Origin of the sequence: Hafnia alvei, assembly GCF_964063325.1 — a bacterium.
In the GTDB taxonomy this organism is placed as follows: Bacteria; Pseudomonadota; Gammaproteobacteria; order Enterobacterales; family Enterobacteriaceae; genus Hafnia; species Hafnia alvei_B.
On the sequence record NZ_OZ061315.1, the window covers coordinates 3137989 to 3160340 of the forward strand.

Genomic DNA, 22352 nt, shown 5'->3' on the forward strand with positions numbered 1-22352 from the left:
CTTCATTAGTTGCTGCTTTTAACGCCGCTTTGCCGCCGATAAGGCCAGCCATTGGCACACTGATGCGCGTTGCCATTGGAAATGCGCATAGTCCGCGATACGTTCTGGCACAGGATCCCCCGCCATCACCAAACGATTTAGCATTAAAGCTAAGTCCGTATCCGCAATGCACCATTCTCCGAATAAGTTCTGATGTCCTTCAATCAACAATCGCTCAACCCCTGCAATTAGCTTGGCTGCCGCATATTCGCCTTCTAGGCTCAACGCGGGCGGTTTGAGCCCGGCAAAAATAACTTCGGTGGAGCGCTCTTGTCGAATTGGCATTAAATCGCTGCGCAGCCACGCTTGGATTTCGCGCGCCTTGGCTCTTTTTTGCTTATCTCTTGGATAAAGAGAAGCAAAGTCAGGCGCAGCGAAAACTTCATCAAGGTATTCAGTGATAGCCGAAGACTCAGAAAGAGAGAAATTTTCATGTAACAGCGTCGGCACTCTGCGCGTTAATGAGAGCTCGGCATACGCCTCCTGCTAGTTTTCACTCTCAGCTAAATTAACCGGCTCAAGTTCAAATCTAACTCCCTTTTCTTTTAACGCCACATAAACAGACATCACATACGGACTGAAAAAGTTGCTATCAGAATACAGCGTAATTTTCGGCTGGCTCATCTTCTCTCCTGTCGACACTTGGCAGTCATTGGAATCTCAGTATTACACGTTTGTGTATTTTTGCAGCGCTGAAGTTACCCCTGTTCAGGTGATATTTCACTCTGTCTGAATTATACATTTTTGCAACATCACCGCTTTCACCACCGAGCCTTTTGGACTATAGTCAGAGAGATAAGCTTCCTCTTACCGCTTGATTTTTCTGGGAGACATCATGATCGACCTGTATTACGCACCGACACCAAACGGCCATAAAATTACTCTTTTCCTCGAAGAATCTGGCCTAGCCTATCAAATTCATCGCATCGACATCGGCGCTGGCGATCAGTTTAAACCTGAGTTTTTAGCCATCTCCCCTAACAACAAAATCCCAGCCATTGTAGACCGACAGCCTGTAGATGGTGGCGCACCGCTGAGCCTGTTTGAATCAGGTGAAATACTGCTTTATCTCGCTGAGAAAACGGGCCGTTTCATGAGCCAAGAATTACGTTCACGCGCGGCCACGCTACAATGGTTATTCTGGCAAGTCGGCGGCTTTGGCCCAATGCTGGGGCAAAACCACCACTTCAATCACTACGCGCCACAGCCCGTTCCCTATGCAATTGAACGATATCAGGTTGAAACTAAACGCCTCTATACCGTTCTCGACAAACAGTTGAAAAAGCATGCCTATGTATCGGGTGATGAATACAGCATCGCGGACATGGCGATTTATCCGTGGGTAGTTCCACATGCCCGCCAACGCATCGATTTAGAGGATTTTCCTGCCGTACGTAACTGGTTTGAACGCATCTCAGCCCGTCCTGCAACGAAGAAAGCCTACAGTTTGCCGCAAGACTAATCGATATAGGCCAGCTGATGCTGGCCACTTCTTCTCTATTATCATCGTAATGCTTTCCCTGTATGCTGAATGCGACATCGCATTTGATAAGGACACCCTATGAGCTTTTTACAGCCTGATGCCATTATTCGTATTAAAAACCTGCGGCTGCGCACTTTCATTGGGATAAACGAAGAAGAAATCAAGAATAAACAAGACGTTGTTATCAACGTTGTGATCCATTACCCAGCAGAGCAGGCGCGGAAAAGCGAGAATATCGCCGATGCGCTCAACTATCGTACGATAACGAAACGTATCATTGCACACGTTGAGGATCATCGTTTCGCGCTGCTGGAAAAATTAACTCAGGATGTCCTCAACATCGCTTGTGAACACCACTGGGTCACCTATGCTGAAGTAGAGGTCGATAAGCTTTACGCCCTACGCTATGCAGATTCTGTCTCGATGACCATGCGTTACCGCAAGGCTAATGAATAGCGACATATACCCTAAATAACTCGTGTTATATCAAGGGTGATAGACATATCCCTGATCTTGGAGAAGGCTTATGCGTATTTTTATCACTGGCGGAACGGGGCTTATCGGCAAACCTCTTTGCCAACGTCTGCTGACGCTGCACCACGAGCTCACGGTTTTAACCCGCGATCCGCAGAAAGCGAGGGAAAAGCTCGGCGATAACGTTCACTACGTAACATCTTTGGAAGCGCTTTCAACGCTGGATGGCTACGACGCCGTGATTAATCTGGCCGGTGAGCCTATCGCGGATAAACGCTGGACGGAAGAGCAGAAACAGCGTCTTTGCCATAGCCGCTGGGATATTACCGAACGCCTTGTCGAACTGATTCATAACAGCGCCACGCCGCCTTCATCGCTGCTTTCCGGTTCGGCCGTGGGATATTATGGCGACCAAGGTGAAGCGTTAGTCACCGAAGAAGATACCCCGCATCATGAGTTTACCCACGATCTCTGCGCGCGTTGGGAAGGCATTGCGTTACAGGCCTCCAGCGACAAAACGCGCGTCTGCCTGATGCGCACCGGAATCGTTCTGGCCTCAGAGGGTGGCGCATTAAGTAAAATGCTTCCTCTTTTCCGCCTCGGTTTAGGTGGCGAAATGGGCAATGGTCGGCAATATATGCCGTGGATCCACATTGATGACATGGTCAACGCCATTCTCTACTTGTTGGAGTGTCCAACGCTCAACGGTCCGTTCAACATGACTTCGCCCTATCCCGTTCACAATGAACAGTTTATCGCCACGCTAGGCGAGATTTTAGGCCGCCCTACGGTGGTGCGTACCCCTGCGTTTGCAATAAAAACCCTCATGGGTGAAGCCAGCGTACTGGTCCTCAGTGGACAGCGAGCTATTCCCAAAAGGCTGGAAGAAGCTGGGTTTGGGTTCAGATATTTTGAACTGGAAGATGCGTTGAGAAATGTGTTGGGGAAGGAGTTTTAAGTAGGGGAAAGGTTTCAACCACTTTTGCTTATGATGCATTCGTGTAAGGTTTCGTCTGCCAAGTGTGTATGTAACCTTCGTGTAAGGTTTCGTCCGCCTTTCCATAACGGCATTCATATATGAACTGAGTTGTAGGCGTCCGATGAGAGCCCCGTTGCGCGGGGGCTCTCAACTCGCGCGCTTTTATCCGAGATGCCATCTCCGCGCCGGGTCGGCATGCGCCATCCTTGGCGCCTCCTCCCCTCGTGAAAACATCCTGTTTTCACTGCTCTCACTACCAAGACTTAAACCATTAAAAAGACAAAGAGACAAAGAGACAAAGAGACTAAATTATCTTTTATCTTTCCCTTGTTGGATGAAATGCATTTTAGAGCCGCCAGCAGGGACGCTGGCGGCAGGTTGAGGGCGCATAGGACGTGCGCTCCGAAACCGGTCGGCCAAACAACTCGGTAAAAAGCGCGAGAGTCGAGAGGTTGCGCGCCAGCAACCTTTCGTCGGACGCCTACGCCAACAGCTTCATAAAAACGCAAATGTTCACAGGCGTACGAAACCTTTCACTGCCCTCACTTCCTAGACTTGAGCTATCTAAAAGACAAAATTATCTTTTGTCCTTTCTGTGTTAGATGAAATGCATTTTAGAGCCGCCAGCATGGACGCTGGCGGGCGGAATATTACACTGGAGTGATATAAATCACTGAAACTCCCCCTACTTCATTGCCCCCGACAAAAACTGCTGCAACCTCGTACTCTTCGGGCTGCCAAATACCAACTCTGGTGGCCCCTGTTCTTCAATCACGCCCTGATGCAAAAAGATCACGTGGCTAGAGACATTACGGGCAAAGCCCATTTCATGCGTCACAACCACCATCGTTTTCCCCTCTTCGGCCAGCTTTTGCATAATACGCAACACCTCACCAACCAGTTCCGGGTCGAGCGCAGACGTCGGCTCATCAAACAACAGCACCTCAGGTTCCATCGCTAATGCACGGGCGATGGACACGCGCTGTTGCTGGCCACCAGAAAGATTGATGGGGTATTTACCTCGTGCTCTTTCATCAATCCCTACTTTTTCCAGATAGCGGATAGCTCGCTCGCGTGCCTCTGATTTACTCAGACCAAGCACTTGAATCGGCGCTTCCATCACGTTTTCTAACACCGTCATATGGCTCCACAGATTGAAATGCTGGAATACCATCGTCAAACGTGTACGCAGCAATCGCAGCTGCTTTTTATCACCCACTTTTAATTGACCGTCCGTATCTCTCACTAAGCCGATATCAGTACCATTGATGGCAATCGATCCTTCGCTGGGTTTTTCCAAAAAATTAATGCAGCGTAAAAACGTGCTTTTCCCCGATCCGGAAGATCCGATAATGCTAATCACATCGCCTGCCTGAGCGGTCAGCGACACGCCCTTAAGCACTTCATGATCGCCATAGCGTTTATGCAATTCGGTAACGTTAAGTTTTATTGGGTTCATAAACGGCAGCTCAGTGAGTTAACGAGGGATTTACGTGCGCCATCCAGCGTTTTTCCGCTTTACGAAACAACCGAATGAGCACATAAGAAATGGTCAGGTACAACACTGCGGCAATGCCGAACGCGGTAAATGGCTGATAGGTTGCAGAGTTAATATCCCGCGCCACCTTCAGCAAGTCCGGCACCGTGGCAGTAAACGCCAGCGCCGTCGAATGCAACATCAGAATCACTTCATTGCTGTACGCGGGTAACGCCGTGCGTAATGCCGATGGCAAAATGATGCAGCGATAGAGTTTAAAACGCGAGAATCCATAAGCATTGGCAGCTTCGATTTCCCCATGAGGTACCGCACGTATCGCTCCGGCGAAGATTTCAGTGGTATAGGCACAGGTATTCAAGGTTAATGCCAGCAGCGTACAGTTAAGCCCGCTGCGGAAAAACGCGTTCAACATTTCGGTTCCTTTCACAATCTCCAGCGTGTACATACCTGAATAAAAAACCAACAGCTGAACATACAGCGGTGTGCCACGAAACACCCATGTGAAACACCAAACCGGCGTTGAAATCCAGCGATTCGGTGAGACTCGCGCCACAGAAAGCAAGACGGCAAGCACGCCCCCCATCACCACCGAGACAATCAACAACCACAGCGTGATGGCGATCCCAGTAAAACGAAAACCATCGGTCCAGAGCAATGATTTCCAATACTCATGAATAATCTCATTCATAGCTCGGCCCTTCTCACGCCCGCTGAATAACGCTTCTCAAGCAACAACAGCACGCCATTCGACAGCGTGGTAAACAGCAGATAGACAACACCAGCCACAATGGCGAAGTAAAACGGCTGCCAAGTCCCCTTACCTGCAATCTGAGTAGCTTTCACCAAATCATCTAAGCCAAGTAATGAAACCAACGCTGTCGCTTTCAGGATCACCTGCCAGTTATTACCAATCCCCGGCAGGGCATACCGCATCATCGCGGGAAACAAAATGCGTCGAAAAATCTTGCTGCTGGAAAAACCAAGTGACGTAGCCGCTTCTATCTGACCTTTTGGCACCGCCATAAATGCGCCGCGAAAAGTTTCGGTAAAATAGGCACCATAGATAAAACCCAGCGTGATCACGCCAGCGACCAGCGGATCGATATTAAACTGCGACCAGCCCAATAAATCAGTCAGCTGGTTTAACATCATCTGTAGGCCGTAGAAGATCAGCAGCATTAACACCAGATCGGGAACGCCGCGGATCAGCGTGGTGTAACCTTCAAAGATCGTCGCAAGGACGGATGAACGAGAGAGCTTGGCGGCGGCCCCAATTAAACCGATCGCAACGGCAAGCAGCACCGAGCTCACGGCCAGTTCCAGCGTAACGAGGGCACCATTAAGAATAAGTTGGGAGTAGCCTTGTAGCATTATTCAACCTGCCATTTCATAGCGTACCACTTAACCCACAGGCACCCGCCTCAAAGCGGTGGGTGCCTGACCTCGGATTAACCGCCGTAAACGTTAAAATCAAAATACTTTTTGGCGAACTTATCGTAGGTGCCATCTTTACGCATTGAATCAAACGCTTTATCCAAGGCAACTTTCAGTTCAGTTTCATCTTTACGCAGACCCATTCCGGTACCCACGCCAAAAATGGCGTTATCTTTTACCGACGGTCCGGCAAACGCATAATCCTTACCGACTGGCTGTTTCAGGAAACCTTCGCTCGCAGCAACTTCATCCTGAAACGCGGCATCAATTCGGCCTGCGGCCAAATCAGCGTAAATTAAATCCTGATTTTGATAAGGCACCACATCAACGCCCTGCGGACGCCAATGCTGGTTGGCATAGGTTTCCTGCGTCGAGCCTTGCAATACGCCTACGTGCTTACCTTTAAGAGAGTCCAACGTTGGCTGAATCGGCGAGCCTTTAGCTGCTACGAGGCGAGAATCTGCCGCGTAGAGTTTTTCAGTGAAGGCGATTTCTTTCTGGCGCTTTTCGGTAATCGACAGGGACGAAATGATGGTGTCGATTTTTTTGGCTTTCAGTGAAGGGATCAGCGCGTCAAAATCGCTCTCCACGAAAGTGCATTGGGTATTGATTCGTTTGCACAGCTCTTTAGCCAAATCAATATCAAACCCAACCAGCTGGCCTTGCGGATTTTTAGAGGAAAACGGCGCATAGGTTGGATCGGTACCCACACGGATGTGATCGGGAACCGCAGCAAACACGCTGGAAGAACCTACCATCGCCAAAAACAGAGATACCGCTAGGACGTGCTTCTTCATACTCTACCCTCAAGAAAACGGTTTATGGTCGTGATGTTTTGTGTTGACTGCATCACCGTGATGCAGCGTGTCGAACTCAATGGTTAGACTTAAAATTGTTATAGGTTTGCAAGCGAGGCGTGCATTGAAATCTTTAGCAGGTTTCATGCCATCCCGTATTCCGCGACGAAACGTTCTGCACAAACGGCGCTGAGAATATGCAGAACTACGCGGTATAACAGGCTTCAGAGAAATGGGCTACTCTGCCTCGCTTTAGCAAAGATAGAGCAGCAATAGCAAAACGACAGGTTCAAGAGGGGGAAAAACAGACTTTATGCACCAAAGGTGATCAATGTTGCAAAAATGCACTAATGTTGCACGGGTGTTACTACTATTTATGTCCACCGCCCCAGCGGGTAAACAGATCTTCAGGCATTTCAATATCGAACTGATCGATAACGCGATTAACGGTTTGATCGATAATGTCTTGCAGCGTTTGCGGGCGATGATAGAACGCGGGGACCGGTGGCATAACAATCGCGCCTAATTCGGCTGCGGTCGTCATCATTCTCAAATGCCCCAGATGCAATGGCGTCTCTCGCACACAAAGCACTAAACGACGATGTTCTTTCAACACTACGTCGGCTGCACGGGTTAGCAGATTGTCCGTATAGCTATGAACAATACCCGACAGCGTTTTCATTGAACAAGGCAGAATAACCATACCCGCCGTTTTGAACGATCCCGATGAAATGCTGGCGGCAATATCACGCGAATCGTGCACTACATCGGCTAAATTCTGTACGTCCCGCAGCTGCAGGTCGGTTTCCAATGCCAACGTCTGACGAGCGGCATTACTCATGATGAGGTGAGTTTCGATATCAGGCACACCCTGCAGCACTTCCAGTAAACGTACACCGTAGATTGCACCACTGGCACCAGAGATACCGATAATTAAACGTTTCATGAGTGTTGGCCTACTTTTGCAGATTTAATCAGGCATTCGGCAGGAATGCCAAACAGCGTGTGTAACCGTCGGATCATCGGTAACGTTAAATTACGTTTACGATTTAATACTTCGTACACTCGATTTGGGTTGCCAATCGCCGCAGTCAGATCGCGAACTGTCAAACCAGATTGCTCCATGCGAAACTTGATTGCTTCAACAGGATCGGGAAGATCAACTGGAAAATGTTTAGACTCATATGCTTCTATCAGAGTAAGCATAACGTCAAAACTATCCCCTTCAGGCGTGTTCGGTTTTGGAGGATTATCAAAAAGGGGCGATACCTCTTTCAACGCAGCTTTGTAATCTTGTTCATTACGGATGGGGCGAATATTCATCTACCACTCCATTTCTACACTGTTAGCATCAACTGCATCATATTGCCGATGTGTGCCGATAAATTTGATATAAATTGACTGGTACTGATAGGCAATAGCAACGACTAAACGATATTCATTCCCTTTGATATTGAAAACAACTCGGCGACCTTTCAGTACGCTGGCCGTCGAATAGAGGCGCTTAATATCACTTGGCATTGTCCATTCAGAGTTTTTTACCTCATCAATCCATGACCTTAACGGCTGCTCGACCTCAGGATACCGTTCCCAAAACGATTTCAAACACCCAATTGCGATTATCCGCATTATAACATCCATGATGTCCCATTTTAGGACAAGTGAACTATATCCCATATTGGGACTATGACAAGGCAAAAAAAAAGCCCGCATGATGAAAATCTACTTCAACGTAAATTTCTTCATGCGGGGTATTAGTGTATTTCTAATTTATGAGCCAGCTATCGCGCTGTCAATGCAAGTAAATGCGAGCAGCAACTAAGAATCGGATGCAAAACCCTAACTCTGCTTACAGTAGCAATTACCCTTCGTTATGCATCTCAAGATTCTCTGCTTCTTCCTGACCGCGAATCGCTTTTGCGTCGTCGCTGCGCAGGGACTGCAGGTAATCCAGATAGCCCTGATCCACATCTTTCGTCACGTAAATCCCGTTAAATACTGAGCATTCAAACTGTTCGATATCTGGGTTTTCTTCACGTACCGCTTCGATCAGATCGTCGAGATCTTGGAAAATCAAACCATCGGCACCGATGATTTTGGCAATTTCATTCACTTCGCGGCCATGTGCGATCAGCTCATTCGCATTTGGCATATCAATGCCATACACGTTAGGGAAACGAATTTCAGGTGCCGCAGAGGCTAAATAAACTTTCTTTGCGCCTGCATCACGCGCCATTTCCATAATTTGCTGTGATGTGGTGCCGCGCACGATCGAATCATCAACCAGAAGCACGTTTTTATCACGGAACTCTGCGCGGTTCGCATTCAATTTACGACGCACTGATTTGCGGCGTTCCTGCTGACCCGGCATGATAAACGTGCGTCCCACGTAGCGGTTTTTGACAAACCCTTGGCGGTACGGTTTTTCCAGAATACGTGCAATCTCCAACGCGATATCACACGACGTTTCAGGGATTGGAATAACGACGTCGATATCCAGATCTTCCCACTCACGGGCGATTTTCGCGCCTAATTTCTGCCCCATGCGCACACGAGCGCTGTAAACGGAAATTTTGTCGATAAAGGAGTCTGGGCGAGCAAAGTACACATACTCAAACAGGCAAGGATTACTCTTCGGATTATCTGCACACTGGCGGGTAAACAGCTGCCCTTTTTCAGTGACATAAATCGCTTCACCCGGTGCAACGTCACGGATGAACTCAAAGCCCAAGGTATCCAAGGCCACGCTCTCAGAAGCCACCATGTACTCAACACGGCCATCTTCTAAATCACGCTTACCAATCACCAAGGGGCGAATGCCGTTTGGATCGCGGAAAGCGACCATGCCGTGGCCAATGATCATCAGCACGCAGGCGTAAGCGCCGCGGATCTGCTGGTGCGTTGCCGCCACGGCAGCAAACACGTTATCAGACTCCAGCGGATAGTGGTCAAAACGATCCAGCTCGTGAGCAAAGATATTCAGCAGAATTTCAGAATCAGACGTGGTATTGACGTGGCGACGCGCACGCTCAAACAGTTTCTGCTTAAGCTCGTGCGCATTGGTCAGATTACCATTGTGCGCCAAAGTAATACCGAATGGGGAGTTGACATAAAACGGCTGCGCCTCGGATGCGCTAGAACTGCCTGCCGTTGGGTAACGCACGTGGCCGATACCCATATTGCCTTGCAGGCGTAACATATGCCGTGCTTCAAACACATCTTTCACCAAACCGTTCGCCTTACGCAAACGGAAGCCATTATTGGCATCAATAGTGACGATGCCTGCGGCATCTTGCCCACGGTGTTGAAGCACCGTTAACGCATCATAAATCGACTGGTTTACCGGTGTAAAACCGGCGATACCGACAATACCGCACATGTTGTCATTTCCTCATCAGCGTTACCGGAGCGGGAGCGGAATAGAAGGCAAATGCTCCGGTATGAAACTCGACGTGCTCTGCAGGTAGTCAAAGAACCACCTGATGATGTAACTGAACTGCGGGATGAGCTGTGACTGTTTCCAGTCCGCACTTTGCGCCATCGAGGTAAAGGTATCCAAAAAGAACAGAATCGCTGAAACAATCAGCACCCCACGCAGCGCACCAAAACAGATGCCCAGCACGCGGTCGGTTCCGCTCAATCCGGTTCGCTCTACCAGCGAACCAACCACATAGTTAACAATGGCGCCGACAATCAACGTTGCAACAAATAAGATCGCAATCGCAATGCCGTTGCGCACCAGCGCATCTTCGAAACGAGTGAAGTAGACAGCGAGATAGGTGTAGAAATGGCTGGCGACAAAGAATGCTGCCCCCCACGTAACCAGTGACAACGCTTCTCGCACAAACCCTCGGATTAGGCTCACTAACGCCGAAAATCCGATGATGCCAATAATGACCCAATCAATCCAAACCATGACTATTCCAATTCAAGAATTGCCTCGGCATCCAGTTCGCGGCGAATTCTAACAGAAAAAGAAAACGTTTGCGTAGAGGATTTCCCTTCCTGTTCGCAAATTTTATTCTCATAAAAATTTGACACAGATTCAGCCAGTACCCTCGGCTAAACCAACGCCCAAATGTATCAATCCAAATAGAACAACAGCCCTGCTCTCATTGCTGGGAACAAAGCTGCTGTAAAATCGAACACAACTCATTGTTTAGATGAATTGACGTTCTAAACGCCTATTGACCGCTATTTGCCGCTATAGCTGCGCACCTGACCATTCAAGCCACTAATGCTATTCAGTTCAGGCAGAGCAGACTGTAGTTTTTGTTTAGAGGCATCTGGCCCTACAAACAGACGAGTGATTTCGCCCTGAACCGGCGTCGCCGGCACCGTATAAGCACGGTAACCAGACAACCGCAGCTTAGCCACAATCTCACTCGCTTTAGACGCATTACGTAATGCCCCCAGCTGTACCACATACGCTTGCCCCGCCGGTGCTTTTTCTTCCGGCACCGCCGCTGGTTTGGCTTGCTCTACGGGTTTAGGCTGTTCGACTGGCTTGGGTTGCTCAACCGGTTTTGGCTGTTCAACAGACTTCTCGACCGGCTTAGGTTTAGCTTCTACCATTTTCGGCGGTTCGACTGGCTTCGGCTTCTCGACAGGTTTCTTCACCGGCTTAGGCTGTTCAACAGGTTTATTTTCTACCGGCTTACTTTCAACCGGCTTCAGTTCAACCATATCTCCGCGCCCTTGATGGGTATTAGGCGAAACCGCCGTGCTTGCCCCTTCACGGTCTTGAGTCGGCACGTTGCCGTTATCCATTGGTGCCTGCGCATTCGCACCTTCCTGCGGTGTCTGAGGCGTTTCGCTCAGAGGTTGAGTTACCGGAGGAATAACGTCTGTAGGATCATCCTCACCTGGCTTTGGCACCAGCGGAATAGCAGCAAACTCATCCTGATAATGTTTTTTCTGCCCGTCTAACAAACCGGGCAAAACGATGACGCCCAGCGCAACGATAATGACCGTGCCAACCAGTCGATTTTGAAACTTACTTGCCACTCGCTCTCTCCGTTTCTAATGATGCGTTTCTAATACCGCCATAACATGCGCAACGGTATGGAATGAGCCACAAACAATCACAATATCCTGTGGAGCCGCATCATGCATCGCTTTTTGCCATGCACTTTCGACGTCGGCAAACACGTTTGGTTCATCCAAATGTTCGGCCAAACGCTCTGCTGGAGCACCACGCGGGCCTTCCAGCGGCGCGCAGTACCATTCATCGATCAGTGGTTTTAAACACGCCAGCGTGCCCGCAATATCTTTATCTTCCAACATGCCCACGACGGCACGTACGCGCCGTGGCTGCGTAGTCGGACGCTGTTCTAGCAACTGCTGCAAACGCCCCGCCAAATAACCGGCCGCATGAGGATTATGTGCCACATCCAAAATTAGCACAGGCTGCTCGCTGATAATTTGGAATCGACCGGGTAACTGCGCGGTTTCAAGCCCTTGGCGAATCGCCGATTCATCAACCTTAAGCGCACAGTGACGCAGCGCGGCCAGCGCAGTGGCGGCATTAGGCAGTGGAACCTTCGGTAGTGGAAGGTGCGACCACGTGGTGTCTGCATCCTGCCATTGCCAATCGAGCTGGGTGGCACTGAAGTTCCAATCGTGACCACGGCGATATAGCTGCGCGCCCTTTTCTACGGCAACCTCGGCAATTGTCAGCGGCATATCAGGCTCACCCACAATCGCCGGAATACCTGCACGGAAAATGCCTGCTTTTTCACGCCCGATACTTTCACGATCCGGCCCCAGCCAGTCGGTATGATCCAGCGCAATACTGGTCACCACCGCCACGCTAGGATCAACAATGTTTGTTGCATCTAAACGACCACCGAGACCGACCTCCAAGATCACCACGTCCAGCGCTGACTGTTTAAACAGCTGCAGTGCCGAAAGCGTGCCGTATTCGAAATAGGTCAGAGAGATATCGCCGCGCCCAGCTTCTAAGGCTGCAAACGAGCGGCAGTGGTCGGCTTCGCTGAGCTCTTCACCCTGGATACGTACTCGCTCGGTATAGCGCAGCAGATGTGGGGAACTGTATACGCCCACACGAAAGCCGGCGGCCATTAGGATCGATTCTAAGGTTCGGCAGGTGGTGCCTTTGCCATTGGTACCGGCAACGGTAAATACGGTAGGTGCAGGCTTGAGTAAATCGAGCTTTTCAGCGACGCGCTTAACGCGATCCAGTCCCAACTCAATCGTTTTACTGTGCAGGTGTTCTAGATAGTGCAGCCATTCGTTCAAGTTCGACGTGGCTTGGGGGATAGGGAGATTGTTCATAGTCATTGATCGTTCATGAGTCCCGTTCAAACCGGTTCAAGAAGTCAACAAAGCCCCGAATGGGGCTATGATATAAGACTGCTATACCCGTATGACGACAGGCTGCATATACATCGACTAAGCAATTTCCCTAGGCACATCACGATCGATGCTCTAGGTATCTACAAATTTGCCGACTTTCTGCAACCCGTATGGTGAGGGTATACAACCAGAGGAGGAGAAAAGACTTAGTCTTGAGTCTCGCCTTCAACAGGGATTTCGCGAACGACTTCACTGCTGACAGGTTCTGGTTGCCCTGTCATTTTAGCCACAAGGCTTGCCAATTTATCGCGCATTTCTGGACGACGGACAATCATATCGATCGCACCTTTCTCGATCAGGAACTCACTGCGCTGGAAACCTGCTGGCAATTTCTCACGCACGGTCTGCTCGATCACGCGAGGGCCGGCAAAGCCGATCAGCGCTTTTGGCTCAGCGACGTTAATGTCACCCAGCATCGCCAAACTTGCAGAAACACCACCCATGGTTGGGTCAGTCAGTACCGAGATATAAGGTAGACCGCGTTCTTGCAACTTAGCCAATGCAGCACTGGTTTTTGCCATCTGCATCAGGGACATCAATGCTTCCTGCATACGGGCACCGCCGCTGGCAGAGAAACAAATTAGCGCACAGTTATCTTCCAGCGCCTGCTCAACCGCACGCACGAAGCGCGCACCGACCACAGAAGCCATTGAACCGCCCATGAAGGCAAATTCAAATGACGCCGCAACGACAGGCATACCTTTCAGGGTGCCTTTCATCACGATTAATGCGTCTTTTTCACCGGTTTCTTTCTGCGCCGCAGAGATGCGATCTTTATATTTTTTGGAGTCCTTAAACTTAAGAATATCCTTCGGCTCCAGCTCGCTTCCCAGCTCAACCTCACTGCCTTCGTCCAGCAAAGTATGCAAACGCATACGCGCAGACATACGCATGTGGTGATCGCATTTTGGGCAAACGTCTAGATTACGCTCCAGCTCGGCACGATAAAGTACCTGACCGCAGCTGTCGCATTTGGTCCAGACACCTTCAGGAATGCTCGCCTTGCGGGTTTGCGTGATATTACTTTTGTTAAGAATTCGTTCAATCCAGCTCATCGATGACCTTTCTGTTTGAACCTGGCGAAATGCCAGTCCTCTGTTCATGCCATTATGTAACGTTGTAGCTATAGTCTTTAAAATCACCGTAGCCAATCGGCTTTGGGATCAAAACGCTCAAGACTATACCCTATATATTTCATGGTGCAGGAAAGCGGCAAGCGCATAAATTCCGATAGGCTGACATCAGTCAGTGATTCGGATGAACGCGTGCGGCCAACACACCTGCAACGTGAAAGATGACGGATATACCAGCAGGAACAGACCATAAATGCCGTTCATTAAACCACAACGGTTCGACTCTGTGGATAAAAAACTGGTCGAACCGCGTGGAGTTTACATTTATTGAACACTCTGAGTGAACAATAAACACAATTTATTTCTCAACTGTGACAGCGACCTATCCGTTAGATGCTGATTTTTTTGCTGCACGCTTGTGACGCCATACCTCGATCACACCCGGCAGAATAGAGAGCACAATAATCGCGACGATCAGCAGTTTCAAGTTTTCCTGCACCACCGGCACATTCCCGAACAGATAGCCGGCGTAGGTAAATAGCAGAACCCACAGCAATGCGCCAATCACGTTGAACATCGCAAAGTGGCGATAGGACATATGCCCCATACCTGCAACGAACGGCGCAAAAGTACGTACGATAGGAACAAATCGCGCCAAGATAATGGTTTTCCCGCCATGCTTATCGTAGAACGCATGGGTTTTATCCAGATAGCTACGACGGAAAATCTTGGAGTTCGGGTTGCTAAATAACTTCTCTCCGAACACTCGACCGATAGTGTAGTTCACCGCATCACCAATAATGGCCGCGGCGATCATTAACGCCACCATGGTATGCACGTTGAGATCGTTAGTGGGCAACGCCGCCAGCGCTCCCGCCACAAACAGCAAAGAATCTCCCGGCAAGAATGGCGTTACCACCAAACCGGTCTCGCAGAATAGGATCAGGAACAGAATGGCATAAACCCACACGCCATACTGTGCAACCAACTCGGCCAGATGCACGTCAATGTGCAGAATAAAATCGATTACCCAGTGAATGTATTCCATGGCACTTCACTCTCCAAATAACGCTGGCGGCATCCACCAGCCAAAAAACGGGCCGCAAAAAACTCATTAGCTCAAAACTAATCGGCTAAAAACTAATCTGCTAAAAACAGCGGCCCCATCGAAACCTTAGGTAAACCAAAGTGTTCAGGATAATCAACAGACACCAGATACAATCCGGCGGCCTTAGCCGTTGCCGCTGCCAACTTGCGATCTTTGGCCGCCAACAACTCAGCCATCCAGCTTTCAGGTTGATTACCACAGCCAATTTCCATCAGGCTACCCACGATATTACGCACCATATGATGGACAAAGGCATTGGCTTTGATATCAACAATCACGTAATCACCTAAACGCGTTACCTTCAGGTGCGACACATTACGCCACGGCGTTCGTGACTGACACTGTGAGGCACGAAATGACGTGAAGTCATTTTCGCCCAGCAGAGCCTGCCCTGCTCGCTCCATCCGTTCTGCGTCTAAATGATGGTAAAAATGCGTCAGACCACTTTGTAAAACGGCCTGACGGTAGCGATGATTGTAGATGACATAGCGATAACGGCGAGCCGTAGCGCTAAAACGTGCGTGAAAATCTTCGCTGACGCTTGTTACCCAGCGTACCGCAATATCTTTTGGCATATGGGTATTCACGCCCATCGTCCACGCCGCATCTTTACGCACAACATGCGTCTCGAAATGGACGACTTGTCCGGTGGCATGAACGCCAGCATCGGTTCGGCCCGCACAAGAGACCGTAATCGGCTCGCAGGCAACCTTACTCAACGCTTTTTCAAGGCACTCCTGCACGCTTGGTGCATCAAGCTGGCGCTGCCATCCTGCGTATTGGCTGCCGTCATACTCAATACCGAGCGCGATTTTATACACCGGTTTGGCTGGCAGAGCCTCTGGCTCTGCCGCTGCTACATCTGCATCCATACCGGATAACGACACATCAGACATTAGTACATGTACTCCTGAATCAGGCGCTCCGCTGTTTCGATAGCCATCAAAGCGCCACCAAAACGCACGTTATCCGCGACCGACCAGAACTGAACCACATCAGGTGAACCGTAGTCATTACGCACACAGCCGATGCTCAGCAGCGGATTACCCGATGCGTCACCCACCTGCGTTGGGTAATCATTCTCTTCGCTTAACTCGATGCTGTCTAAACGGCCAAACACATCGCGCGCTTCTTCAGAAGATATCGGACGCAGTGTCTCGAGGTGCACGGTTTGCGCGTGGCCATAAAACACCGGAGACTGGATCACGCTAACCGACATCGGCAGGCTTTCATCTTGTAAAATCTTACGTACCTGATCGACCATGCGACGCTCTTCACGTACGCTGCCCTGCGCATCAGCCACCAGCGGCAACAGGTTAAATGCCAGCTGTTTCTGGAATAAGCCTGGCTCGAAAGGAATGCCGTTTAGCAAACGGGCGCTTTGCCCTGCAAGATCGTCAACCGCCGCTTTGCCGTGCGCCGAAGCAGACAACAGGCTGGTAACGTGAATGCGAGACAGGCCCGCTTCGTCGGTCAACGGACGGATCGCCGTCAATAATTGGCTCACTAGGCTATCAGCGACAACCACGATATTGCGGTTACGATATTCAGACAGCGCCTGTGGGTTCACACTTGGAACCACCAGCGGAACATCAGGTTCCATAGCAAACGCATCGCTGCTATCAATCACTAAACAGCCCGCATTTCCGGCCTCTTCCGCATAGCGCAAAGACGCTTCTGGTCCGGCGACGAAGAATGCCAACTGTACCTGTGACCAATCAAACTCGGCCGCGTTTTCTACCAGGATTTGCTTGCCGTTAAAGCGCACAGATTCACCTGCGCTGCGCTCGCTAGCCAGAGGGAATAATTCTCCTACCGGGAATTCACGTTCCGCCAACTGTTCCATCAGTGCGCTACCTACCGCACCGGTCGCTCCTAACAAGGCGATATTCCAGCCGTCAGTCATGTTCTTCTCCAAAAGCAAAAATACAGAGCGCCCGACATCACTTGGTTAAGCAAAACGGGCGCTGGAAAACAAAACGTTGAGTCACTATGAACTAGACCCCCTCCCAACCTCCCCTTCGCTTGGAAAGAAGTCGAGCTGAGATCTCATTCGATAAACTCGATAAGCCCCCTCCCCTGACAAGGGGAGGGTTGGGGTGGGGTCATTTCTCTCATCACAAAAGCGGATAAGAGCTAAGCCACACTCACTAGATTAATTCGGCGCTAAACCCCAGCGCATTCAATAGCTCAACGCTCGCATTGTCGTCACATTTCACGCATAACGAAGACCATTCACGGCGCTCCTGATAATGCTTACGCAGGCGGTCAAACTCACCGGCCTGTCCTGCAACACGACGCAGCGGCGCATCGTCGCGGCGCACATCATACACTAGATGCATCAGACGTTTGAGCTTTGCCTGATCCAGCGCACCATGAACGGTTACGCTCGCGATTTCTGGCACCGGTAACAGCTCGCTTAACGCAACGTGCTGTGGCTGCCCGATAAACTCGCTGTAGGCTTCAAAGACCTGTGTAGTGCCGCGCGCTTTGCCTTCCAAACTATAACCGGCGATATGCGGCGTACCGATATCAACCAAATCCAGCAGCGCTAAAGAAAGCTCTGGCTCAGGTTCCCACACGTCGAGGATCACGCTCAGTTTTTTACCGTTTTTCAACGCGGCCAGCAAAGCCGCATTATCAACAATCGGGCCACGCGCCGCATTAATCAAAATGCGATTTTCAGGCAATGCCGCCAGCAGTTCAGCATCGACCAAATGCAGCGTTTTGTCCTCACCCGTTTTATTCAACGGCGTGTGGAAAGTCAGAATATCGGCATCCTGAACCAATTTTTCCAGCGGATAAAATGTTTCAGCATCGCCCTTCGCCGCACGAGGTGGATCGCAAAGCAACGTTTGCACACCCAATGCTTGCAGGCGGCGATTCAACCGCGACCCCACGTTCCCCACGCCGACGATACCCACTGTTTTTTGACGCAGGTCGAAACCATCGCGTTCGGCCAGCATCATTAAAGCAGAAAAGACATACTCCACGACGGCAATGGCATTACAGCCTGGCGCCGCAGAAAAACCAATATTGTTATCACTCAACCATTTATCATCAACGTGATCGGTGCCCGCAGTGGCGGTGCCGACAAAGCGAACGCTGGTACCGCTGAGTAACTCAGCATTCACCTTAGTGACCGAACGCACCATCAGCGCATCTGCGCCAACCAACGCCTCGGCAGGCAATGGACGCCCGCGGACTGCCTGTACATTTCCTAAGCGGCTGAATAACTCACCCGCATAAGGCATATTTTCATCGACCAGAATTTTCACGTAATTCTCCCGCCGGCGCACTGCGCTGCGTAAATAAGAAAATGATTGAAGCGCTATTTTGCCACCAATTAGGGGTGGAGCCCAAATAAGTCAGCACGCTTTCATTGATTAACTGACTTTTCGATATCGTTCGGGCGTTGTGCCTGAAATTTGCTGGAACATCACAATAAACGCCGAAGACGAGCTGTATCCCACCTCCAACGCGACTTCCTGCACGGTTTTCCCCTGCTCTAATAAAGGCAAAGAGTGCAGAAAACGCAGGCGCTGGCGCCATTCGCTAAAGGACATGCCGAGCTCATTCTGGCAACGGCGAGAGAGCGTGCGCTCGGTGGTGTATACCCGCTGCGCCCAAACGCTGAGCGGCGTGTTATCTGACGGGCAGCTTTCCAATACACGCAGCACCGGCGCTAAAAATTTGTCCTGTGAAGTGGGCAAATAGGTTTGATGAACCGGCGCCCGTTTCAGTTGATCCACCAAGACTCGGCAAAGGCGAATGTCCTCACGGGATTCCGGCAAAATCAGTTCACGCTCAAAGCAATCATCCACAATGGCATTAAACAGCGGGCTAACGTTAAGCAAACAGGCCTGCGGAGGTAAGTCTTTGCACAGTCGTGCACTAATATTGATAGTACGAAACTGTGACAGTTTGCGGTTGTAGCTTGAATGTTCAATGCCAACCGGTAACCAAACGGCAAATTTCGACGGCGCGAGAAAACGCTGGTCGCCAACGTTCAACGCCAATACGCCGGTTCTAATATAAATAAGCTGCCCCCACGGATGACTATGTGGCAGATATTCGGTATCCGCGTTGACCTCTTCGCAGCGGAAAAACAAGTTGCGTACCGAGCTCACCTCAGAGGTCGGAAATGTGCGCTGCTGAGCCATAACGCTTTGCCCCAATCACAGTAAGTGATAATTCAGTTTGTCTGGATTTCATTAAATTTTGTCTGGTTATCACTATATCTAACAAACCAGACACGCGTAAACTAACGCTCGTCGCCACTGTTGTCGACAATAATGTTTTGAGAAGAAATATCATGAATGCACTGTTTCCACTTTTTGCCGTACTGATTTGGTCAATCAACGCCATTGTCAGTAAGGTTTCGGCTGGCGCTATCGATCCAGCGGCCATCTCATTTTATCGTTGGGTGTTAGCGTTGTTAGTACTGACGCCTTTTGTACTGCCCGGCGTGATTCGCAACCGAAAGGCCATTCGACCGCATCTTGGAAAATTACTGATTCTGGGGTTGCTCGGCATGGTGCTGTATCAAAGCTTGGCTTATTACGCCGCACACAGCGTCAGCGCCTTGTTTATGGGTATTTTAAGCTCCCTTATCCCGCTGTTAACGGTGTTGATCAGCATTTGGCTGCTACGTATTGTGCCCACGGTCGGTATCGCACTGGGTAGCGTGATGTCATTCTTTGGCCTCGTGTGGCTGGTGAGCGGAGGTAATCCACAACAGCTGCTGACTCACGGCATTGGTTCTGGCGAGTTGATGATGTTCGCGGCATCAGCTTCTTACGCGCTTTACGGCGTGTTAACCAAACGCTGGAATATCAATTTACCCAACTGGCAGTCGCTTTATATTCAGATCGTCTTTGGTGTGTTGCTATTAATCCCTAACTTTATGCTGACCAACAACGTAAGTTTGAACGCGCAAAATATTCCCTTGGTTCTGTTTGCCGGTATTCCTGCTTCGATTATTGCGCCTTTTCTGTGGATCCAAGGCGTCGTGCGATTAGGCGCTAACAAAGCGTCTATCTTTATGAATCTAACGCCGGTATTCACCGCCATCATTGCCGTATCGTTCCTGCACGAACAGCTGCATAGCTATCATCTGATCGGCGGCGGTATTGCCCTGCTCGGCGTGGTAGTCGCTCAGCGCCTGCGTACTCCGCTAACGCGTAAAAAAAAATCTGAAAGCGTGAATAACACAGAGAAGGACGTTTGCTCGTCGGCTGATTAACCTAAGTGTTACTTTGTTTAGATTTAGCACGGTGAAAGGTTTCGGACGCCGGTCGCATATGCTGATATTGGTGAAAGGTTTCGTACGCCAATTAGCAAATACATTTCTATGAAACCACTGGCGTTGGCGTCCGATGAGAGTCCCGTTGCGCGGGGACTCTCAACTCGCGCGCTTTTAACTGAGTCGTTTGACCGACCGGTCTCGGAGCGCACGTCCTGTGCGCCCTCAACCTGCCACCAGCATCCCTGCTGGCGGCTCTAAAATGCTTTCTTTAAACATAAAAAAGACAAAAGACATTTCTGTCTTTCTTATCTTTTAAATTGTTTAAGCCTTGGCAGTTAGAGCAGTGGAAACAGGAGGTTTCCACAAGGGGAGGAGGCGCCAGGGATGGCGCATGCCGACCCGGCGCGGAGATGGCATTGCGGATAAAAGAGCGCGGGTTAAGGGTGGGCGCTCTGGCCCACCCTTATCGGACGCCTTAGACTTAGTTTGTATGTGAATACCGGTGCTGATAGGCGGTCGAAACCTTACACCGTAAGCTCACAGATGATCGGCGGTCTAAACCTTACATCTATCCAGCATACGAAACCCTACTCACCCACTAAAGCCCGCCCACCACATCCTCATTTTGATCCCCCAACCGCTGCTCCATCCGCTGGTGCTACTCACCATGTTGCCTTTATCAAGGATCACAAACGTTGGCGTCGCGCCAATGTCCCACTCTGCCCCCATGCGCCCCAACCGATCGTTCACAACAGGGAAAGTTAAGCCTTTCGCCGCCATGCCTCGCATCAGACGTTCATCATCTCCAGAGCGAATCGCGATGCTAAGCACGTTCACGCCGTCCTTATGGAGCTCTTCAACCATCGGTGAAGTTAGCTTGCATACGCCACACCACGTCGCCCAAAAATAAATCAGCAGCGGTTTTTCAGCGCTAAGCGCGGCTAATGAAACTGTTTGACCATTAACTAACGTGACATCAGGCAAATGCATCACCTCAGGCGGCTGTGGTTTGCGCCATTGATCCATTCCCCATGAGAAGGCAGCTAAAACCACCATAAAAATGGCCAGCTCCTTGGCCCATTTTTTTAGCCGCATCATGAGGATACCCGTGCTAATTCAGCTTTAACCACCTGCTCCAGATCGTCATAGCTAATCGCTCCTGGGATCATTTGCTGACCTATCAGCGTTGCAGGCGTTCCTTGTACCCCCATCACATCGGCCAAACGCAGGCTGCTACGAACTTCATCTAAGGTTTTGTCATCGATTTTCAGCCCAGCGTTATCCGTTGATTTTAACGCGCTCGCGATGCTGCTGTCGGTGTGATAGCCCTTTTTAGACATCAGTCGCTGATGTAGCGCTTCAAAACGTGCGGGATTTTGCTGCCACAGCGTTAAAGCATATTGTGCAGAGCTTTGTGACGTTTCCCCTTTGAAAGGTAAGAGCTTGATCACAATCGCAACGTCTGGATATTTTTTAACGATTTTCTCAAGCTGTGGATCGAACTGTTTACAGTAAGGGCAGTTATAGTCAGTGAAAGAAACCAGCGTAAGCTTGGCGTTTTTAGCCCCAATACGTGGGCTGGCGGCGTCGTTAAACAGTGCATCATGGTTTTGCTCAATCACTTTACTTAACTGGGCTCCGGCCTGTTCCGCACTCTGCTGCTGCCATGCGGTCACCGCTTCTTCCAAGATCTGTGGGTTATTCACTAAGGTCTCGCGTATTAATTCACGCACCTGATTCTGCTGTTCAACCGTTAATGGAGCGGCAGTAGCCGTAAAACTCACGGCAGCAATAGAGAACAACGCACTCTGGATTAGCATCGTTATTTTGGTTTTCATGGC

23 protein-coding genes and 1 pseudogene are annotated in these 22352 nt (G+C 50.0%); 4 read left to right on the forward strand and 20 right to left on the reverse strand.

All coding sequences use genetic code 11. The annotated features are described in order from the left end of the window. Positions 1-18: 18 nt before the first annotated feature. Positions 19-663, reverse strand: a pseudogene (yfcF, locus tag AB3Y96_RS14895) (glutathione transferase). Positions 664-874: 211 nt separating this feature from the next. On the opposite strand from yfcF, the gene yfcG reads away from it, so the two are divergent. The 3 genes from yfcG to AB3Y96_RS14910 all read left to right on the forward strand — a co-directional run bounded on the left by yfcG (position 875) and on the right by AB3Y96_RS14910 (position 2954). Next, on the forward strand, positions 875-1501 hold the full coding sequence (gene yfcG / locus AB3Y96_RS14900; protein ID WP_367299571.1) for a GSH-dependent disulfide bond oxidoreductase: 627 nt from the start codon (positions 875-877) through the stop codon (positions 1499-1501). Positions 1502-1600: 99 nt separating this feature from the next. Further along, positions 1601-1978 (forward strand): dihydroneopterin triphosphate 2'-epimerase, encoded by a 378-nt coding sequence (gene folX / locus AB3Y96_RS14905; protein WP_072308458.1) that lies wholly within the window; start codon positions 1601-1603, stop codon positions 1976-1978. Positions 1979-2048: 70 nt separating this feature from the next. Then, positions 2049-2954 (forward strand): TIGR01777 family oxidoreductase, encoded by a 906-nt coding sequence (locus AB3Y96_RS14910; RefSeq protein WP_367299572.1) that lies wholly within the window; start codon positions 2049-2051, stop codon positions 2952-2954. 706 nt (positions 2955-3660) lie between these two features. Here AB3Y96_RS14910 and hisP read toward each other — a convergent pair. From hisP to AB3Y96_RS14995, 17 genes are all read right to left on the reverse strand, one after another. Beyond that, complete coding sequence (gene hisP, locus AB3Y96_RS14915) at positions 3661-4434, reverse strand: histidine ABC transporter ATP-binding protein HisP (protein WP_367299573.1); 774 nt, start codon at positions 4432-4434, stop codon at positions 3661-3663. A 10-nt stretch (positions 4435-4444) separates the two neighbouring features. Continuing rightward, entirely contained in the window at positions 4445-5161 is a 717-nt protein-coding gene (locus AB3Y96_RS14920; protein WP_367299574.1) for an ABC transporter permease, read from the reverse strand. Beyond that, the gene (gene hisQ / locus AB3Y96_RS14925; protein WP_072308454.1) at positions 5158-5844 is read right to left on the reverse strand and encodes a histidine ABC transporter permease HisQ; all 687 of its coding nucleotides are present in this window, start codon (positions 5842-5844) and stop codon (positions 5158-5160) included. Before hisQ ends, AB3Y96_RS14920 begins: the two co-directional genes overlap by 4 nt. Before the next feature lie 77 nt (positions 5845-5921). After that, the gene (gene hisJ, locus AB3Y96_RS14930) at positions 5922-6704 is read right to left on the reverse strand and encodes a histidine ABC transporter substrate-binding protein HisJ (RefSeq protein ID WP_072308453.1); all 783 of its coding nucleotides are present in this window, start codon (positions 6702-6704) and stop codon (positions 5922-5924) included. A 370-nt stretch (positions 6705-7074) separates the two neighbouring features. Then, a complete protein-coding gene (locus AB3Y96_RS14935; RefSeq protein ID WP_367299575.1) occupies positions 7075-7650 on the reverse strand; it encodes a UbiX family flavin prenyltransferase in 576 nt (191 codons plus the stop codon). Further along, positions 7647-8027 carry a type II toxin-antitoxin system HigA family antitoxin gene (locus tag AB3Y96_RS14940; protein ID WP_072308451.1) on the reverse strand — a complete coding sequence of 127 codons (381 nt, stop codon included), beginning with the start codon at positions 8025-8027 and terminating at the stop codon, positions 7647-7649. Before AB3Y96_RS14940 ends, AB3Y96_RS14935 begins: the two co-directional genes overlap by 4 nt. Next, positions 8028-8333, reverse strand: a complete 306-nt coding sequence (locus AB3Y96_RS14945; RefSeq protein ID WP_072308476.1) for a type II toxin-antitoxin system HigB family toxin — start codon at positions 8331-8333, stop codon at positions 8028-8030. A 232-nt stretch (positions 8334-8565) separates the two neighbouring features. Further along, complete coding sequence (gene purF / locus AB3Y96_RS14950) at positions 8566-10083, reverse strand: amidophosphoribosyltransferase (protein ID WP_367299576.1); 1518 nt, start codon at positions 10081-10083, stop codon at positions 8566-8568. A gap of 21 nt (positions 10084-10104) precedes the next feature. Next, complete coding sequence (gene cvpA / locus AB3Y96_RS14955) at positions 10105-10620, reverse strand: colicin V production protein (protein WP_367299577.1); 516 nt, start codon at positions 10618-10620, stop codon at positions 10105-10107. 278 nt (positions 10621-10898) lie between these two features. Continuing rightward, on the reverse strand, positions 10899-11711 hold the full coding sequence (gene dedD, locus AB3Y96_RS14960) for a cell division protein DedD (protein ID WP_367299578.1): 813 nt from the start codon (positions 11709-11711) through the stop codon (positions 10899-10901). 15 nt (positions 11712-11726) lie between these two features. Beyond that, on the reverse strand, positions 11727-13001 hold the full coding sequence (gene folC / locus AB3Y96_RS14965; protein WP_367300329.1) for a bifunctional tetrahydrofolate synthase/dihydrofolate synthase: 1275 nt from the start codon (positions 12999-13001) through the stop codon (positions 11727-11729). Positions 13002-13228: 227 nt separating this feature from the next. Further along, entirely contained in the window at positions 13229-14137 is a 909-nt protein-coding gene (accD, locus tag AB3Y96_RS14970) for an acetyl-CoA carboxylase, carboxyltransferase subunit beta (RefSeq protein ID WP_040046406.1), read from the reverse strand. Between the two features lie 400 nt (positions 14138-14537). Next, positions 14538-15203 (reverse strand): DedA family protein, encoded by a 666-nt coding sequence (locus AB3Y96_RS14975; protein WP_072308449.1) that lies wholly within the window; start codon positions 15201-15203, stop codon positions 14538-14540. Positions 15204-15295: 92 nt separating this feature from the next. After that, positions 15296-16135 carry a tRNA pseudouridine(38-40) synthase TruA gene (truA, locus tag AB3Y96_RS14980; RefSeq protein ID WP_367300330.1) on the reverse strand — a complete coding sequence of 280 codons (840 nt, stop codon included), beginning with the start codon at positions 16133-16135 and terminating at the stop codon, positions 15296-15298. A gap of 23 nt (positions 16136-16158) precedes the next feature. Beyond that, the gene (locus AB3Y96_RS14985; protein WP_367299579.1) at positions 16159-17169 is read right to left on the reverse strand and encodes an aspartate-semialdehyde dehydrogenase; all 1011 of its coding nucleotides are present in this window, start codon (positions 17167-17169) and stop codon (positions 16159-16161) included. Positions 17170-17413: 244 nt separating this feature from the next. Further along, positions 17414-18541, reverse strand: coding sequence for a 4-phosphoerythronate dehydrogenase PdxB (gene pdxB, locus AB3Y96_RS14990; RefSeq protein ID WP_367299580.1), 1128 nt, complete (start codon positions 18539-18541; stop codon positions 17414-17416). Positions 18542-18649: 108 nt separating this feature from the next. Further along, on the reverse strand, positions 18650-19426 hold the full coding sequence (locus AB3Y96_RS14995) for a helix-turn-helix transcriptional regulator (protein ID WP_367299581.1): 777 nt from the start codon (positions 19424-19426) through the stop codon (positions 18650-18652). 152 nt (positions 19427-19578) lie between these two features. Here AB3Y96_RS14995 and AB3Y96_RS15000 point away from each other — a divergent pair, with 152 nt between their 5' ends. After that, positions 19579-20508 carry a DMT family transporter gene (locus AB3Y96_RS15000; protein WP_367299582.1) on the forward strand — a complete coding sequence of 310 codons (930 nt, stop codon included), beginning with the start codon at positions 19579-19581 and terminating at the stop codon, positions 20506-20508. Positions 20509-21102: 594 nt separating this feature from the next. Here the strand turns inward: AB3Y96_RS15000 and AB3Y96_RS15005 are convergent. Together AB3Y96_RS15005 and AB3Y96_RS15010 are read right to left on the reverse strand one after the other, a co-directional pair. Next, positions 21103-21609 (reverse strand): protein disulfide oxidoreductase, encoded by a 507-nt coding sequence (locus tag AB3Y96_RS15005; protein WP_367299583.1) that lies wholly within the window; start codon positions 21607-21609, stop codon positions 21103-21105. Then, positions 21606-22349, reverse strand: coding sequence for a DsbA family protein (locus AB3Y96_RS15010; RefSeq protein WP_367299584.1), 744 nt, complete (start codon positions 22347-22349; stop codon positions 21606-21608). Before AB3Y96_RS15010 ends, AB3Y96_RS15005 begins: the two co-directional genes overlap by 4 nt. Positions 22350-22352 lie beyond the last annotated feature (3 nt).

What these genes read in the sequence shown, in the direction of transcription:
- yfcG (WP_367299571.1), top strand. Translation starts at nt 875, where the DNA reads ATGATCGACCTGTATTACGCACCGACACCAAACGGCCATAAAATTACT.
- folX (WP_072308458.1), top strand. Translation starts at nt 1,601, where the DNA reads ATGAGCTTTTTACAGCCTGATGCCATTATTCGTATTAAAAACCTGCGG.
- AB3Y96_RS14910 (WP_367299572.1), top strand. Translation starts at nt 2,049, where the DNA reads ATGCGTATTTTTATCACTGGCGGAACGGGGCTTATCGGCAAACCTCTT.
- hisP (WP_367299573.1), bottom strand. Translation starts at nt 4,434, where the DNA reads ATGAACCCAATAAAACTTAACGTTACCGAATTGCATAAACGCTATGGC.
- AB3Y96_RS14920 (WP_367299574.1), bottom strand. Translation starts at nt 5,161, where the DNA reads ATGAATGAGATTATTCATGAGTATTGGAAATCATTGCTCTGGACCGAT.
- hisQ (WP_072308454.1), bottom strand. Translation starts at nt 5,844, where the DNA reads ATGCTACAAGGCTACTCCCAACTTATTCTTAATGGTGCCCTCGTTACG.
- hisJ (WP_072308453.1), bottom strand. Translation starts at nt 6,704, where the DNA reads ATGAAGAAGCACGTCCTAGCGGTATCTCTGTTTTTGGCGATGGTAGGT.
- AB3Y96_RS14935 (WP_367299575.1), bottom strand. Translation starts at nt 7,650, where the DNA reads ATGAAACGTTTAATTATCGGTATCTCTGGTGCCAGTGGTGCAATCTAC.
- AB3Y96_RS14940 (WP_072308451.1), bottom strand. Translation starts at nt 8,027, where the DNA reads ATGAATATTCGCCCCATCCGTAATGAACAAGATTACAAAGCTGCGTTG.
- AB3Y96_RS14945 (WP_072308476.1), bottom strand. Translation starts at nt 8,333, where the DNA reads ATGCGGATAATCGCAATTGGGTGTTTGAAATCGTTTTGGGAACGGTAT.
- purF (WP_367299576.1), bottom strand. Translation starts at nt 10,083, where the DNA reads ATGTGCGGTATTGTCGGTATCGCCGGTTTTACACCGGTAAACCAGTCG.
- cvpA (WP_367299577.1), bottom strand. Translation starts at nt 10,620, where the DNA reads ATGGTTTGGATTGATTGGGTCATTATTGGCATCATCGGATTTTCGGCG.
- folC (WP_367300329.1), bottom strand. Translation starts at nt 13,001, where the DNA reads ATGAACAATCTCCCTATCCCCCAAGCCACGTCGAACTTGAACGAATGG.
- accD (WP_040046406.1), bottom strand. Translation starts at nt 14,137, where the DNA reads ATGAGCTGGATTGAACGAATTCTTAACAAAAGTAATATCACGCAAACC.
- AB3Y96_RS14975 (WP_072308449.1), bottom strand. Translation starts at nt 15,203, where the DNA reads ATGGAATACATTCACTGGGTAATCGATTTTATTCTGCACATTGACGTG.
- truA (WP_367300330.1), bottom strand. Translation starts at nt 16,135, where the DNA reads ATGGATGCAGATGTAGCAGCGGCAGAGCCAGAGGCTCTGCCAGCCAAA.
- AB3Y96_RS14985 (WP_367299579.1), bottom strand. Translation starts at nt 17,169, where the DNA reads ATGACTGACGGCTGGAATATCGCCTTGTTAGGAGCGACCGGTGCGGTA.
- AB3Y96_RS14995 (WP_367299581.1), bottom strand. Translation starts at nt 19,426, where the DNA reads ATGGCTCAGCAGCGCACATTTCCGACCTCTGAGGTGAGCTCGGTACGC.
- AB3Y96_RS15000 (WP_367299582.1), top strand. Translation starts at nt 19,579, where the DNA reads ATGAATGCACTGTTTCCACTTTTTGCCGTACTGATTTGGTCAATCAAC.
- AB3Y96_RS15005 (WP_367299583.1), bottom strand. Translation starts at nt 21,609, where the DNA reads ATGATGCGGCTAAAAAAATGGGCCAAGGAGCTGGCCATTTTTATGGTG.
- AB3Y96_RS15010 (WP_367299584.1), bottom strand. Translation starts at nt 22,349, where the DNA reads ATGAAAACCAAAATAACGATGCTAATCCAGAGTGCGTTGTTCTCTATT.